Source organism: Rossellomorea pakistanensis (assembly GCF_016908495.1).
GTDB lineage: Bacteria > Bacillota > Bacilli > Bacillales > Bacillaceae_B > Rossellomorea > Rossellomorea pakistanensis.
In genome coordinates this window covers 1,095,310-1,109,871 of record NZ_JAFBDZ010000001.1, presented here as the reverse complement: position 1 = coordinate 1,109,871, position 14,562 = coordinate 1,095,310, and the positions used below count along the sequence as shown (strand labels likewise).

General features: G+C 38.3%; 17 protein-coding genes. All 17 read left to right on the top strand.

The annotated features are described in order from the left end of the window. Window positions 1-63: 63 nt before the first annotated feature. Window positions 64-987 carry a stage III sporulation protein AA gene (gene spoIIIAA / locus JOC86_RS05405; protein ID WP_205168723.1) on the top strand — a complete coding sequence of 308 codons (924 nt, stop codon included), beginning with the start codon at window positions 64-66 and terminating at the stop codon, window positions 985-987. Next, window positions 988-1,503 (top strand): stage III sporulation protein SpoIIIAB, encoded by a 516-nt coding sequence (gene spoIIIAB / locus JOC86_RS05400; protein ID WP_205168721.1) that lies wholly within the window; start codon window positions 988-990, stop codon window positions 1,501-1,503. Window positions 1,504-1,521: 18 nt separating this feature from the next. After that, on the top strand, window positions 1,522-1,728 hold the full coding sequence (gene spoIIIAC / locus JOC86_RS05395; protein WP_205168719.1) for a stage III sporulation protein AC: 207 nt from the start codon (window positions 1,522-1,524) through the stop codon (window positions 1,726-1,728). 14 nt (window positions 1,729-1,742) lie between these two features. Then, window positions 1,743-2,135, top strand: coding sequence for a stage III sporulation protein AD (gene spoIIIAD, locus JOC86_RS05390; protein ID WP_205170126.1), 393 nt, complete (start codon window positions 1,743-1,745; stop codon window positions 2,133-2,135). A 5-nt stretch (window positions 2,136-2,140) separates the two neighbouring features. After that, window positions 2,141-3,370, top strand: a complete 1,230-nt coding sequence (gene spoIIIAE, locus JOC86_RS05385; protein ID WP_419096016.1) for a stage III sporulation protein AE — start codon at window positions 2,141-2,143, stop codon at window positions 3,368-3,370. Between the two features lie 10 nt (window positions 3,371-3,380). Beyond that, window positions 3,381-3,983, top strand: a complete 603-nt coding sequence (spoIIIAF, locus tag JOC86_RS05380) for a stage III sporulation protein AF (RefSeq protein ID WP_205168717.1) — start codon at window positions 3,381-3,383, stop codon at window positions 3,981-3,983. After that, entirely contained in the window at window positions 3,984-4,637 is a 654-nt protein-coding gene (gene spoIIIAG / locus JOC86_RS05375) for a stage III sporulation protein AG (RefSeq protein WP_205168716.1), read from the top strand. Window positions 4,638-4,658: 21 nt separating this feature from the next. Further along, on the top strand, window positions 4,659-5,228 hold the full coding sequence (locus JOC86_RS05370; protein WP_205168715.1) for a SpoIIIAH-like family protein: 570 nt from the start codon (window positions 4,659-4,661) through the stop codon (window positions 5,226-5,228). Window positions 5,229-5,440: 212 nt separating this feature from the next. After that, a complete protein-coding gene (accB, locus tag JOC86_RS05365) occupies window positions 5,441-5,947 on the top strand; it encodes an acetyl-CoA carboxylase biotin carboxyl carrier protein (RefSeq protein WP_205168714.1) in 507 nt (168 codons plus the stop codon). An 18-nt stretch (window positions 5,948-5,965) separates the two neighbouring features. After that, window positions 5,966-7,318: an acetyl-CoA carboxylase biotin carboxylase subunit gene (gene accC, locus JOC86_RS05360; RefSeq protein WP_205168713.1), complete on the top strand. Its 1,353-nt coding sequence runs from the start codon at window positions 5,966-5,968 to the stop codon at window positions 7,316-7,318. 23 nt (window positions 7,319-7,341) lie between these two features. Then, window positions 7,342-7,755, top strand: a complete 414-nt coding sequence (locus JOC86_RS05355; RefSeq protein ID WP_205168712.1) for an Asp23/Gls24 family envelope stress response protein — start codon at window positions 7,342-7,344, stop codon at window positions 7,753-7,755. A 527-nt stretch (window positions 7,756-8,282) separates the two neighbouring features. Next, window positions 8,283-8,678, top strand: a complete 396-nt coding sequence (gene nusB, locus JOC86_RS05350) for a transcription antitermination factor NusB (protein ID WP_205168711.1) — start codon at window positions 8,283-8,285, stop codon at window positions 8,676-8,678. A 159-nt stretch (window positions 8,679-8,837) separates the two neighbouring features. Next, complete coding sequence (gene xseA / locus JOC86_RS05345; protein ID WP_205168710.1) at window positions 8,838-10,193, top strand: exodeoxyribonuclease VII large subunit; 1,356 nt, start codon at window positions 8,838-8,840, stop codon at window positions 10,191-10,193. Beyond that, window positions 10,190-10,426: an exodeoxyribonuclease VII small subunit gene (locus JOC86_RS05340; protein ID WP_205168709.1), complete on the top strand. Its 237-nt coding sequence runs from the start codon at window positions 10,190-10,192 to the stop codon at window positions 10,424-10,426. The genes xseA and JOC86_RS05340 overlap by 4 nt, the downstream gene beginning before the upstream one ends. Window positions 10,427-10,452: 26 nt before the next feature. Continuing rightward, window positions 10,453-11,313: a polyprenyl synthetase family protein gene (locus tag JOC86_RS05335; protein WP_205170109.1), complete on the top strand. Its 861-nt coding sequence runs from the start codon at window positions 10,453-10,455 to the stop codon at window positions 11,311-11,313. 712 nt (window positions 11,314-12,025) lie between these two features. Further along, window positions 12,026-12,646 (top strand): hypothetical protein, encoded by a 621-nt coding sequence (locus tag JOC86_RS05330; RefSeq protein WP_205168708.1) that lies wholly within the window; start codon window positions 12,026-12,028, stop codon window positions 12,644-12,646. A 21-nt stretch (window positions 12,647-12,667) separates the two neighbouring features. After that, window positions 12,668-14,560 carry a 1-deoxy-D-xylulose-5-phosphate synthase gene (gene dxs, locus JOC86_RS05325; RefSeq protein WP_205168707.1) on the top strand — a complete coding sequence of 631 codons (1,893 nt, stop codon included), beginning with the start codon at window positions 12,668-12,670 and terminating at the stop codon, window positions 14,558-14,560. Window positions 14,561-14,562: the final 2 nt, after the last annotated feature.

Below are 14,562 nucleotides of genomic sequence, written 5' to 3'. Positions count from 1 at the left end.
CATATTCTTCTTTACATAGAATACATTTTAGTATCGGGAGGCATGTACAAAGGAGGAGGAAATATGGAAGAAGTCTTATCTGTCATACCACTAAACATTGCAGAAAAAATTCAAGCACTGCCATCTTATTTAAAAGATCATATAGAAGAAATTCGAATTCGAATTAATCGTCCTCTCGAAGTAACAATTAAAGGAAATCCGCAATTTCTTTCATACAATGTCACTAATCAGGATGCAGAACTTTTAATCAACAAACTAGCTCAACATTCTTTTTATACTCTTGAAGAAGAGTTAAAAAGGGGCTACATAACGATTGAAGGTGGGCATCGAGTAGGACTAGCAGGTAAGGTTATTCTTGATGCTGGAAGGGTAAAGGCCATCCGTCATCTATCCTCATTCAATATAAGAATTGCCAGAGAGCAGCCAGGAATATCGGAAAAACTCCTTCCTTACCTTTTTAAGAACCACTGGAAACACACCATGATTATTGGATCTCCGCAAACAGGAAAAACGACTCTTCTTAGAGATATTGCCAGGATGATCTCTACCGGAATTCCAGAAGAAAACATTCTTCCACAAAAGGTAGGGATTGTAGATGAGCGTTCAGAAATAGCGGGCTGTGTTAATGGAGTTCCCCAACTTCATTTTGGTCCAAGGATAGACATATTGGATGCTTGTCCGAAGGCTGAGGGAATGATGATGCTAATCAGATCTATGAGTCCAGATGTCATTGTCGTGGATGAAATTGGACGAGAAGAAGATGGTCAAGCCATTTTGGAGGCAGTGAATGCTGGGATCACCTTAATCATGACAACACATGGATCCTCTTTAGAAGAGATTAAACAAAGACCATTTATTAAAGACATTGTTGAACTCCATACAATTGAGAGATATATAGAATTGAAAAGAGGGCAGGCACCCGGAACGATCACCAATATAAAAGATCAATGGGGGAATTCTCTTGTTCATAAAGTGAGTGTGACCTAAATGATAAAAATAATTGGCGCTGTGTTTATTCTACTATCAACCTCATGGGCAGGTTTTGAAGCAAGTAAATATTTGAGTGAACGAACCAAACAGTTACGAATTTTTAAGGTCGCTTTACAGAGCTTAGAGGCAGAAATCATGTATGGACATACTCCATTACATGAGGCTTCTAGAAAATTAGCAAAGCAGCTTCAAAAGCCTGTAGCTTGGTTTTTTGAAAGCTTTTCAAACAAGCTTACAAGTAAAGAAACAACTGTAAAGGATGCTTGGGAGGAAAGTCTTGAAGAGGTATGGAAGCTTACAGCATTAAAATCTGGGGAGTATGAAGTATTAAAGCAGTTTGGTGAGAATTTAGGTAAACATGATCGAGTTACACAACAAAAGCAAATTCTCCTCGCTTTGACGCATTTAGAACGTGAAGAAGAAGAAGCTCAAGAAAGACAAAAACGATATGAAAAAATGACGAAAAGTTTAGGATTTTTATCAGGCCTGCTTCTCATCATTTTATTGCTTTAATGATCAGGAGGGGAATAAATGGGCATTGAAGTTGATGTAATTTTTAAAATCGCTGGTGTTGGCATTGTCGTGGCGTTTCTTCATACCATATTAGATCAAGTGGGAAAAAAAGAATACGCACAGTGGGTCACTTTATTCGGGTTCATCTACATCCTCTTTATGGTGGCGTCAATCGTAGATGATTTGTTTCAAAAAATCAAATCCGTTTTCTTATTTCAGGGCTAGAGGGGGAATAAGCGATTGAAATCATCCAAATTGCGGGCATTGCACTTATCTCTACTTTCCTTGCACTGATCATTAAGGAACAGAAACCTAATTTTGCGTTTCTATTAATTGTCTTTGTTGGTTGTTCGATTTTCCTGTTTTTAGTAGACCAGATTAATCAAATTATTGTCATGATAGAAAAGCTTGCAGTAAATGCCCATGTAAACATGGTCTACTTAGAAACGATTTTAAAAATTATCGGTATTGCTTACATTGCGGAATTTGCGTCACATATTACGAAGGATGCAGGACAAGGAGCAATCGCCGCAAAGGTTGAGCTTGCAGGAAAAATATTAATTCTAGCAATGGCAGTCCCTATCTTAACTGTCATGATTGAAACCATCATAAATATGATTCCAGGCGGATAGTGATCTTGTCAATCGAGGTGAAAAAGTTGCGGCAAATCATGCAGATCTTATTCACGGTATTATTACTATTTACATTCTTTACAACGGCTGCCCGAGCGGAAGGTGAGTTTGAAACCCAAGAAAATCAAGTGAATCAAGAGTCTATTCAGGAAGAGCTTGTTGATCAACAGATGGAACAGTTGAATATTACCGAGCTTAAAGATTTTTGGGAGAGTATTACGAATCAATATGGGGGCTATCTTCCAGAAAGCCAAAAAGGAAGCTTACTTGATTTTATAAAAGGGGACAAGCAGTTTTCTTTCAAAACGTGGTTTACAGGTATTTTCAAGTTTGCTTTCCATGAATTAATTGCAAATGGTAAATTACTTGGAACCCTGATATTACTTACACTTTTTAGTATGTTTCTGCAGTCTCTTCAAAACGCTTTTGAGAATGGAAATGTTAGTAAGGTTGCTTATGCCATTGTTTTTATGGTCCTCATCATTATTGCTCTAAATAGCTTTCATATCGCAATTGAATACACGAAGGAAGCCATCGACACGATGATCCATTTTATCTTGGCCTTAATTCCATTACTGTTAGCACTAATAGCCGCTTCGGGTGGTGCTTTATCTGCAGCTTTCTTTCATCCGATGATCATCTTTCTTATGAACACAAGCGGCCTACTTATTCAAAATGTCGTTCTTCCTCTATTATTTTTATCGGCCTTGTTAAATATCGTTAGTACATTATCAACTCATTACAAGGTCACTCAGCTCGCTAATCTTCTTCGGACATGGAGCATTGGTTTATTAGGGGCTTTCATGACGATATTCTTAGGGGTTATTTCGGTACAGGGAGCAACCTCTGCTGCGACCGATGGGATTACGATCAGAACAGCAAAATTTGTGACGGGAAATTTCGTCCCTGTTATAGGAAGGATGTTCACGGATGCTGCAGATACGGTCATCAGTGCTTCAGTACTTTTAAAAAATACAGTTGGGATCGCAGGGGTTGTCATATTATTATTGATTGCTGCCTTTCCGGCAATCAAAGTATTGTTAATCGCCTTTATCTATAAATTAGCAGCTGCATTACTTCAACCGCTGGGTGGAGGTCCGGTTATTCAGTGTTTAGATACGATTAGCAAAAGTATCATTTATGTCTTTGCGGCTCTGGCGATCGTGTCTTTCATGTTTTTTCTCAGTATTACAATTATTATTGCAGCAGGAAATATTACGATGATGATACGTTAGGGGGGATATGATGGATTATTTAACAGAATGGATAACGAATATTATTATATTTGTTCTACTAGCAACCGTTATAGATATGCTTCTTCCAAGTTCAAGTATGCAAAAATATACGAAGATTGTCACCGGCTTAATATTGATTACTATTATCCTCACCCCCCTGTTCAAACTTTTATCTACCGATTTTGAAAAGGCGATTGGTGCTATTCATTTTGAAGGGCAAGTAGAATCGGCTTCAGTAGAAAATTCAATAGAAATGAAGAAAAAAGAAATACAAGCATCACAACGTGCATATATTTTAGAACAGATGGCTGTCCAAATGAAACAAGATGTGGAAAAGGAGATGATCGAACGGTTTGATAAAGAAATTGTAGATATAAAACTTAAGGCAAGCGATATTGAGAATTTACCTGAGAGTATTGAACAGGTCAATGTAGTTCTGTCAGAGAGCAATTCCCCATCTGCTGTTGCTGCAATTCAACCAATTGAAGTAAGTTCAGAAAAAGATCCGCAAACAAAACCGGACGTAAAAGACATTTCATCATTGCTATCAAAGCAATGGAATGTTCCAAACGACAAACTAGTGATTGAAGTCGAAGGGGGGAATGAAGAGTAAATGAAAAACGACCAAGGTCCGATTCATTGGCTAAAAAAATGGCTTTCAAAAGATAGTGAAGACTCTCCTCCTAAAGAAAAAAAGGGGACCAAATTTCATTATTTTCTCATCGTATTATTAGCAGGTGTAGCCTTTATGCTGATAAGTGATCTCTGGAAGGTAGACGAAAAAGGCTCAACCGAGGTGTCACTTCAAACAAAGAGCGCGGAAGAGGATGTTCCGACTTTAGGAAAAAACAGCAAAAAGGGAATTCCAAAGATTTCAGATTTTGAAAACCAATATGAAAATCAGTTGAAAGACGCACTTGAACAAATAGCAGGTGTGCGCGATGTCACAGTCGTTGTCAATGTTGAAGCAACTGGGGAGAAAGTATATCAAAAAAATTCATCAACAAAGAACCAACTGACAAAAGAAACAGATCCTCAGGGCGGCGAAAGAACGATTGAAGACAAGTCAAGCGATGAACAAATAGTGATAGTTCAAGAAGGGGAAAAGGAAGTCCCGATTATTTTAGAAACGAAAAAACCAGAAGTCAGCGGTGTCCTAGTCGTTGCTAAGGGTGCTGATAACATACAAGTAAAAAGTTGGATTATTGAGGCAGTAACAAGAGCTCTTGATGTTGAAAGACATAAAGTAGCGGTTATGCCTAAATAATAATTAAGGGGGAAATCATAAATGTTATTGAAAAAACAAACGGTATGGTTGTTGACGATGTTAAGCTTGGTGATTGTGTTGTCTGTATACTACATTACTTCTCCGGCACAGCAAGGTACAGACACAGCGGCAGTGGAGGAAGAAAAGGATAATGGCAAACAGGAAGAGGCAGCTAAGGGTGAAGAAGGAAAAGAAACAATATCAAAGGATGAAATGGATATTGTTACAGGAGCAGCTGGTAACGAGGAATTTGAATCAATGCGCTTAGAAATGAAGGATGAACGAAGTAAAGCCCGTGAAGAATTAGAGGTTAAGCTCAGTTCCACTGATTTATCTCCAGAAGAAAGAAACAAGGCATATGAAGAAATGGAAACATTGCAGGAGTTAGCGACAACAGAAGTGGCATTAGAAACGATGATTAAAACACTAGGCTATGAAGATGCATTAGTAATGGCAGACGCTAATAAAGTCAATGTTACGGTTAAAGCGGAAAAGCATGATGCTGCTTCCGCGAATAAAATCATTCAATTAGTGAAGTCAGAGATTGGTCAACTTAAACATGTAGCTGTAGATTTTCAGGCAGTTGAATAAACGGATGCTGATAGAGAGCGGATGATAATGTCCGTTCTCTTTTTATTATTTTCTGTCCTACTATTTTAAAATTTATGAAAAAAGACTACAATAAAAGAGACTGTGGAATCGTTTTTTCCTTAAAAGTATTCTGTGATTGAATATGACATGGTCTTATCGTATGATATTAGTAGCTAGTCATAATCTTAATATAACTCAGAGAGGTGTCAAGCATGTTAAAGATTCAAGAAATCCGCGAGATTATTAAACTCGTCGATCATTCAAGTGTTGATGAATTCTCTTATGAACATGAAGGTTCTAAGATAAAATTAAAGAAAAAATCAGGGGTAGCTTTCATTGAAGAACAGCCAAAAGCTTCTGTACATACAGTGGCCAAGCCTGAAACACAAGCTGTTCAACAGGCTCCACAACCAGAACCAACAACGCGTTCAGTGGAAGTAACAGAAACTCCGGCAGTTACTAAAACAGAGGATAATGCTGATCTACATAAAATAGTATCTCCGATGGTTGGAACGTTCTATCAATCTCCATCACCAGATGCAGGGGCTTATGTTAAAGTTGGATCAAAGGTAAATACTGAAAGTGTTGTCTGTATTGTAGAAGCGATGAAATTATTCAACGAAATTGAAGCAGAGGTTAACGGTGAGATTGTAGAAATATTAGTAAAAGACGGTCAATTAGTTGAGTATGGACAACCGTTATTTTTAGTTAAGCCTTAAATAAGGAGCGATTTTTGAATGATTAAGAAGCTACTTGTTGCCAATAGAGGAGAAATCGCGGTACGCATTATTCGTGCATGTCGTGATATGGATATTGAGAGCGTTGCTGTTTATTCAGAAGCTGATAAAGAAGCTTTACATGTCCAATTGGCAGATGAAGCTTACTGTATTGGACCTACAGCAAGCAAAGACAGTTATTTAAATTTTACAAATATCATTTCAGTGGCAAAATTGACCGATTGTGATGCCATTCACCCAGGCTACGGATTTTTAGCGGAGAATGCTGATTTTGCTGAGCTATGCCGGGAGTGTAACATTACTTTTGTTGGTCCAAGTCCTGAAGCTATTTCAAAAATGGGAACAAAAGATGTTGCAAGAGAAACAATGCGAGTAGCTGAGGTTCCTATTGTCCCAGGTTCACAGGGGATTGTGGAAGATACAAATGATGCAGTGAATATTGCTGAAGGCATTGGTTATCCTGTCATTATTAAAGCAACAGCTGGTGGTGGCGGGAAAGGGATTCGCGTAGCCAGAACGGAAGAAGAGTTAATTAAAGGGATCAATATCACCCAGCAAGAAGCCGCTACTGCTTTTGGGAATCCAGGCGTATATCTTGAAAAATTTATTGAAGATTTCCGTCACGTTGAAATCCAAGTGATGGCCGATAATTTTGGGAATGTCATTCACCTAGGTGAAAGGGATTGTACAATTCAAAGAAGACTCCAAAAGCTGATAGAAGAAACTCCTTCACCTGCTCTAGATCAAGAAGTTAGAGAAAGGATGGGGGATGCTGCTGTTAAAGCGGCAAAAGCAGTTGATTATACAGGGGCTGGAACGGTAGAATTTATATATGACTACAACAATCGTAAATTCTATTTCATGGAAATGAACACTAGAATTCAAGTAGAACATCCAGTAACAGAACAAGTAACAGGAGTCGATCTAATTAAAGAACAGATTCGTGTTGCTTCTGGTGAGATGCTTTCACTTTCACAAGAGGAAGTTCAGTTTAACGGCTGGTCAATGGAATGTAGAATCAATGCTGAGAATCCAGAAAAGAACTTCATGCCTTCACCTGGTAGAATTGAACTTTATTTACCCCCAGGAGGACTTGGAGTAAGAGTGGATTCTGCAGCCTATCCGGGATATATGATTCCTCCTTTTTATGATTCGATGATTGCTAAAGTCATTACTTATGGTGCAACTCGTGAAGAAGCAATTTCTAGAATGAAGAGAGCTTTAAGTGAATTTGTTGTAGAAGGGATCCATACAACGATCCCGTTCCATTTGAAATTGTTAGAACACGAAACGTTTGTCCAAGGTGATTTTAATACGAAATTCTTGGAAAAGTATGACGTGCTGAATTCATAGACTTACGATGGAGGTGCAAGAAAATGGCAGAAACACAAAATCAAAGTTTATTACAAATGTCTGAAGAAAACGATGGACTAGGTAAGGTTGAAATCGCTCCTGAAGTCATAGAAGTCATTGCTGGGATTGCTGCTTCAGAGGTTGAAGGAGTATCCCAAATGAGAGGAAACTTTGCTAGTGGTGTCGTAGAACGATTAGGGAAGAAGAATCATGGCAAAGGTGTAAAAGTTGAGCTTGCAGAAGAAGGAATTAAGGTTGATGTCTATTGCATTATGCAATTTGGCGTTTCAATTCCTACTGTTGCTCAAAAAATTCAAGATAACATTCGTCAAGCACTCCTTAACATGACAGCATTAGAAGCGGATGAAGTGAATATCCATGTAGTTGGAATCCAATTCGAAAATCAAAAAATAGAAAGCGAATTTGACGAAGAGTAATAAGAAAAGCGGAAGCGCCTTGAATAGGCCTGACTAGGATAAGACGAGTCCCATAGAAAGGGTGCCTTTTCCCTTTCTATGGGGCTTGGCTTATGACTCGAAGGCCTAGGCGCTGTAGCTGGACACAGAAAAGCGGAAGCGCCTTGAACAGCTCATGCCTTGCATAAGGCAAGTCACAAGTCTTTTCCCTTCCTTGGTAGCTTGACTTATGCACTGAGGAGCTAGGGGCAAGTGTTTTTTATCACTTTCGTATTCTTTGAACAGACTGCCTAGAAGGATATCCTACAGCAATTTCTTTTTGAAGAAGTTGTCTCGTTGGGCGCCTTTTGGGCAGTTTTTTGATGATTACGGCATTCCTGTCTAATTTTAATGGAAGTTAAGCATCCTAAGTATAAAAAGCCTGCCCAATGAATGGCGAAATATTATGAAAAATCCTTTTTCTTCATAAGTGTGCGATTTGACCATCATTTATGCTATTATCAAGGATATGATTAAAATTCGATCTAATTAAAGGAGTATTTTGTAATATGAAAAGACGTACTGCGAGAGAAAAAGCATTGCAGACATTGTTTCAAGTGGATATGTCAGGTATTGACCCTAAGGAAGCGCTAGTCAATGTAAGTGAGGGTCAAGAAGTTGACGCTTATTTAGAAGAAATCGTGATGGGGTTCATAAGAGAACAAGAGTCTATTGATGAACTGATCAAAAAGCATCTAGAACGTTGGTCATTTGAACGTTTAGCGAGAGTTGACAGAAATATATTACGTACGGCTGTATATGAATTGCTTTATGTTAATGATACACCAAACAAAGTGGTCATAAATGAAGCAATTGAAGTGGCGAAAACATACGGAGATGATACATCCAGAAAGTTTATCAACGGGATACTCTCAAAAATCAGTCAAGATTTAATTGAGGAATAAAAGGATGGTTTATAGATAACAATATTCCTTCTGTTCGTAATATAGTTTTCTTTAGCAGAAAATCATCATTCATAGTAAAATAATAGTCATCATGTTTAATAAAAGCTGTCTTCCGTTATCAGATGGAAACAGCTTTTCTATATAGGGGAGTCAATACATATGGAAGAAAATTCACGTTATTTGACGGTACAAGCTCTAACGAAATACATAAAGCGAAAATTTGATCGTGATCCTCATCTAACAGGCATTTATCTTAAAGGAGAAATATCAAATTTAAAACGACACTCTAGCGGTCACATGTATTTTACTCTAAAAGATGAACGGGCAAGAATCCTCGCCGTTATGTTTTCGTCTGACAACCAAAAGATGAAATTCACTCCGGAAAATGGGATGAAGGTGATGGTTCGAGGAGATATCAGTGTATATGAGCCGGGAGGTCAATATCAGATCTATGTAAAGGAAATGAGACCTGATGGTATTGGTGAACTTTTTCTTGCATTTGAACAATTAAAAGAAAAGCTTGAAAGGGAAGGCTTATTTAATACTGACCGTAAGCGGGGATTGCCCCAATACCCAAAAAAAATTGCTATAGTAACTTCAGCTACCGGTGCAGCTATTCGAGATATTGTTACGACCATTAAAAGAAGATACGCAATAGCGGAATTAATTCTCTTTCCAGCTTTAGTACAAGGGAAAAGTGCCGCTTCATCGATTGTAAAGTCCATTGAGAAAGCCAATGCTTATGAAGGTATAGATGTGTTGATTGTGGGAAGAGGGGGAGGCTCAATTGAGGAGCTTTGGGCTTTTAATGAAGAGCCTGTCGCAAGAGCCATTTACCGATCAAAGGTTCCAATCATATCTGCAGTAGGACATGAAACAGACTTCACGATTGCTGATTTTGTTTCCGATTTACGGGCTCCTACTCCAACCGCTGCAGGAGAGCTGGCGGTTCCACACATTGATGATTTGATTGAAAGAATTTTAAATAAGAAGCTGAGACTTGTTAGGGCATTAAAAGGACAATTACAGGAACATAAAGCAGCACTACATCGACTAAAGAATTCTTATGTACTTAGAAATCCTCAAACCATTTATCAACAAAAGGTTGAACAAGTTGATCAATTGGTTGACCGTTTTTATCGAAATGAGAAATATCGTTTACAAGGATTGAATTCTACTCTTAAGCATATTGATTCCAGACTTGTTAGAAGTCATCCTTCAAAGACAGTAGAAATGAAAAAGTCACAATTTAGTGCTCTCCATAAAGAATTAGAAAAACAAATGAGACGTTTACTTTCACTTAAGAAGCAACGATTTAGTGGGACACTTACTACTCTTGAGGCACTGAGTCCATTAAAAATTATGGACAGGGGTTATAGTCTTGTATACGATCAAGAAAATAAGCTTGTGAAACATACTCAAAATGTTAGGAAAGAAGAAAAGGTAGTCGTTCATCTACAAGATGGAAAACTCTATTGTAATATTGAACATATTGAGGAAGGTGAAGGGAATTGACAGAAGAGAAAAAGCAAACATTTGAGGAAGCGATGGAAGAATTAGAAACGATCGTGCAACATCTTGAAGAAGGAGAAGTCCCATTAGAAAAAGCATTACAATATTATCAAAAAGGGATTGAACTATCAAAATTTTGTCACGATACTTTAAAAAGTGCAGAGGATAAATTAACAAAGCTAATAACTGACGATGGAGAAGAAGAATTTTCTTTAGTAGAGGAGGACGCCAAGTGAGTTCAACTTCTTCATTAAAGGCTTTCATGAATGAATATAAAATGTTGGTTGAGGAAGAATTGGATCGCTATGTACAAAGGCTTGAGGCTCCTCCAATTATAAAAGAGGCAATGACTTATTCTTTACAGGCAGGAGGAAAGCGAATACGTCCTGTGTTATTGTTTGCCACGATTCAAGCATTTAATAAAGATCCTAAGAAAGGGTTGCCAGTTGCTTGTGCACTAGAAATGATTCATACCTATTCATTAATACATGATGACCTACCTAGTATGGATGATGATGATTTAAGAAGAGGGAAGCCGACTAACCATAAAGTGTTTGGCGAGGCTTATGCGATATTAGCAGGTGATGCTCTCTTGACGAATAGTTTTCAAATCATTACTGAAATAGGGGAGCTTCCCCCTCGAGTTTTATTAAAGCTTCTTAATGAACTATCTAAAGCGGCTGGACCAGAAGGAATGGTTGGAGGTCAGGTTGCAGATATTGAAGGAGAAAATAAGCAATTAACCGTAGAAAATTTAGAATATATACATATTCATAAAACAGGTAAGCTCCTGGCATATAGTGTTATTGCTGGAGCGATAATTGCTGAAGCTTATCAAGAAGATATCGAAAACTTAAAGGAATTTGCTTATCATATTGGCTTAGCTTTTCAAATTCAAGATGATATTTTAGATATCGAAGGGTCGCAGGAGAAAATCGGAAAACCAATTGGTAGTGATGAAGCGAAGTTTAAGAGCACGTATCCTGCTCTATTAACCCTTGAAGGGGCAAAAGAAAAGCTTTACTATCATCTTTCAAAAGGAAATGAGGTTTTAGACAGGCTTGAAATTCAATCAGAGTATCTTCAACAAATCGCGTATTTAATTGCCAATCGAGACCATTAACAGGTATAGATTTGAGGATAATGAAATAAATATGGTATAATAAAGATATATAAATGGATGGTGCAGTATTCTAGTCGATCTTCCCGTTCTGAAGGTGGGCCTAAAAATCCACTAAAGGGCACATCGATGAAGTTCCTGATTTTGGCTTGAGGAGCCCAGCCTTGGGTCGAATTTGGGAGTAAGGCATAAGGGCGATCCACAACGGCATGTGGGCGTTGACCCTTTAGCCGCGGAGGCTCTGTTACTTGATTTTGCTAATCGTATGCAGAAGGAGAGCAGAGTATGAACCTGTGATGTGATAAAAGGGTATCACTAGCAGCGTAGCCTGCCTTGCGTGAAGTTTGAGGGGATTATGGTAACAAAGAACACATCAGTTGGCCATTGATATGTTCTTTTTCGTCCATATGAAATCTACTTTGCAAAAGAGGCTAAGAACAGGGTTAAAGATTGTCGAGGAAAACTCCTAGACTGTTCGTCATTAGAAGACATATAAAGGGGATTATAGTGCGGACTAAGTGGTAATCCAGTCTAGCTGCTGGTGACACAGCTAAATCAAATTTAAAGGGAAACCGCCGGTATGGCGACATCTGGTATTTGATTGGGAAAACCTACTGGACCTAAGCTGCAATTTTTACTCTTTATATGGCCATCCATAATACATACTCTATGTCGGGATGTAAATTGTGATAGAAACGGTGTGTTCGATAATACAATGAATGAACTATTGAAAAAATCAATACAATTTAGCATAAGTATTGCCGTTATCACGTTTGTGTTAGCGGCTATTTTTGCAATTATCTCTAATATAGTATTAAATGAAGTCACATGGGGAATAGGGGTCGTAGTCGTTCTCATTATTGTTCTGATTGGGATCTTTTTTGATATGCTTGGTATTGCCGCAACCGCCGCGGATGAAACTCCCTTTCATGCGATGGCCGCCAAAAAAGTACATGGGGCCAAGTATTCAATCAGAATAGTCCGAAACGCTGACCGCTTTGCTAGCTTTTGTAACGATGTGATAGGGGATATATCTGGTATTATAAGTGGTACTGCGATGGCTGTTGTTCTTATACAGTTAACCGTTGACTTTGGTCTCGAGAAATCGTCTGTCGTTGAATATAGTTTAAGTGTATTTATGACCTCTCTTATTGCGGCGTTAACAGTTGGTGGAAAAGGATTTGGCAAATCGATTGCAATCCGCTATTCAAAAGATATTATATTTCAAGTCGGGAAAGTGTTACAATTTGTTGAGGATAAATTTCGTATCGTTATAATAAAAGATACTAAAGTTAAAAAGAAAAAGAAAAATGTGCGATTAACTGAAAATAATTAGTGATGAAAGTGAGTGGTCCTTATGGATCTTTTCTCGATTCAAGATCCAACGTTTCTTAAAAACCTCTCAAAAGAAGAGTTAGAAACGCTTAGTTCTGATATTAGAAAATTTTTGATTGGAAAATTATCAAGCACAGGAGGCCACATTGGCCCTAACCTCGGTGTTGTGGAATTAACATTAGCGCTCCATAAATGCTTCGATAGCCCTAAGGATAAATTCCTTTGGGATGTTGGGCATCAATCCTATGTTCATAAAATGCTGACAGGTAGGATCGATCAATTCGATACCCTTAGACAATATAAAGGGCTTTGCGGATTTCCTAAACAAAATGAAAGTGAACATGACGTTTGGGAGACAGGTCACAGCTCAACCTCTTTATCTGCAGCAATGGGAATGGCGATTGCAAGGGACGTAAAGAAAGAAGACTCCTATATCGTTCCGATTATTGGTGATGGAGCCTTGACTGGAGGAATGGCACTAGAAGCGTTAAATCATATCGGTGATGAGCAAAAAGATATGATTGTGGTTCTGAATGATAATGAAATGTCAATAGCACCTAACGTAGGAGCTCTTCACAATGTCCTCGGCCGATTACGCACCGCTGGTAAATATCATTGGGTGAAGGATGAACTTGAGTATATCCTTAAGAAAATCCCAGCTGTAGGTGGAAAATTAGCTACAACTGCTGAGCGAGTTAAAGATAGTCTTAAATACCTTTTTGTCTCAGGAATGTTTTTTGAAGAAATGGGGTTTACCTATCTTGGTCCAGTAGATGGGCATGACTTTGATGATCTCTTTGAAAATCTCCAATATGCAAAGAAAACGAAAGGTCCCGTCTTACTTCATGTCATTACGAAAAAAGGAAAAGGATATCAGCCAGCCGAAACCGATAAAGTGGGTACATGGCATGGTACCGGTCCTTATAAAATCGATACAGGTGATTTAATTAAACCAGTTAATCAACCTCCATCTTGGAGTAGTCTTGTTAGTGAAACAGTTAGAAAACTTGCAAGGGAAGATGAAAGAATTGTTGCAATCACTCCTGCAATGCCAGTTGGTTCTAAGCTAGAAGGGTTTGCCAAAGAATTTCCTGATAGAATGTTTGATGTTGGGATTGCTGAGCAGCATGCCACAACGGTTGCAGCTGGTATCGCTACACAAGGAATGAAGCCTTTCCTGGCGATTTACTCAACATTCCTGCAAAGAGCATACGATCAGGTTGTACATGATATCTGTCGTCAAAATTTAAATGTCTTTATTGGGATTGATCGATCTGGATTAGTCGGTGCAGATGGAGAAACGCACCAAGGGGTATTTGATATCGCTTTTTTAAGACATCTTCCTAATATCGTTATTATGATGCCGAAGGATGAAAATGAAGGACAACATTTGGTTAATACAGCGATTCATTATAATGATGGCCCAATCGCTTTAAGATATCCAAGAGGAAATGGACTCGGGGTCCCGATGGATTCAGACTTAAAGCAAATTCCAATCGGGAAATGGGAAGTGCTTAAAGAAGGTCAAGATGCCGCCATCTTAACATTTGGAACAACAATTCCGATGGCTTTAGATGCTGCCAATCAACTTGAGCAGCAGGGTATGTCCATAAAAGTTGTGAATGCTAGATTTATCAAACCATTGGATGAAAAAATGCTAGCAGACATTTTTGATCAAAATCTTCCAGTCCTAACCATTGAAGAAGCAGTGCTTCAAGGTGGCTTTGGAAGTGCTGTGTTAGAATTTGCACAAGAAAAAGGATTTAAAAATCCTGTTATTGATCGAATGGGTATCCCTGACCGCTTCATTGAACATGGGAGTGTTAAAGAGCTCCTTAAAGAAATCGGCTTAACAACAGAAAACGTGATTGATAAAATACAAACCATGACACCAAAAAAACAAAAAAGGGCTTGAAA

Excerpts from the sequence above, each read along its gene's own strand:
- spoIIIAA (WP_205168723.1), top strand. The coding sequence starts at position 64 with ATGGAAGAAGTCTTATCTGTCATACCACTAAACATTGCAGAAAAAATT.
- spoIIIAB (WP_205168721.1), top strand. The coding sequence starts at position 988 with ATGATAAAAATAATTGGCGCTGTGTTTATTCTACTATCAACCTCATGG.
- spoIIIAC (WP_205168719.1), top strand. The coding sequence starts at position 1,522 with ATGGGCATTGAAGTTGATGTAATTTTTAAAATCGCTGGTGTTGGCATT.
- spoIIIAF (WP_205168717.1), top strand. The coding sequence starts at position 3,381 with ATGGATTATTTAACAGAATGGATAACGAATATTATTATATTTGTTCTA.
- spoIIIAG (WP_205168716.1), top strand. The coding sequence starts at position 3,984 with ATGAAAAACGACCAAGGTCCGATTCATTGGCTAAAAAAATGGCTTTCA.
- JOC86_RS05370 (WP_205168715.1), top strand. The coding sequence starts at position 4,659 with ATGTTATTGAAAAAACAAACGGTATGGTTGTTGACGATGTTAAGCTTG.
- accB (WP_205168714.1), top strand. The coding sequence starts at position 5,441 with ATGTTAAAGATTCAAGAAATCCGCGAGATTATTAAACTCGTCGATCAT.
- accC (WP_205168713.1), top strand. The coding sequence starts at position 5,966 with ATGATTAAGAAGCTACTTGTTGCCAATAGAGGAGAAATCGCGGTACGC.
- JOC86_RS05355 (WP_205168712.1), top strand. The coding sequence starts at position 7,342 with ATGGCAGAAACACAAAATCAAAGTTTATTACAAATGTCTGAAGAAAAC.
- nusB (WP_205168711.1), top strand. The coding sequence starts at position 8,283 with ATGAAAAGACGTACTGCGAGAGAAAAAGCATTGCAGACATTGTTTCAA.
- xseA (WP_205168710.1), top strand. The coding sequence starts at position 8,838 with ATGGAAGAAAATTCACGTTATTTGACGGTACAAGCTCTAACGAAATAC.
- JOC86_RS05335 (WP_205170109.1), top strand. The coding sequence starts at position 10,453 with ATGAATGAATATAAAATGTTGGTTGAGGAAGAATTGGATCGCTATGTA.
- JOC86_RS05330 (WP_205168708.1), top strand. The coding sequence starts at position 12,026 with ATGAATGAACTATTGAAAAAATCAATACAATTTAGCATAAGTATTGCC.
- dxs (WP_205168707.1), top strand. The coding sequence starts at position 12,668 with ATGGATCTTTTCTCGATTCAAGATCCAACGTTTCTTAAAAACCTCTCA.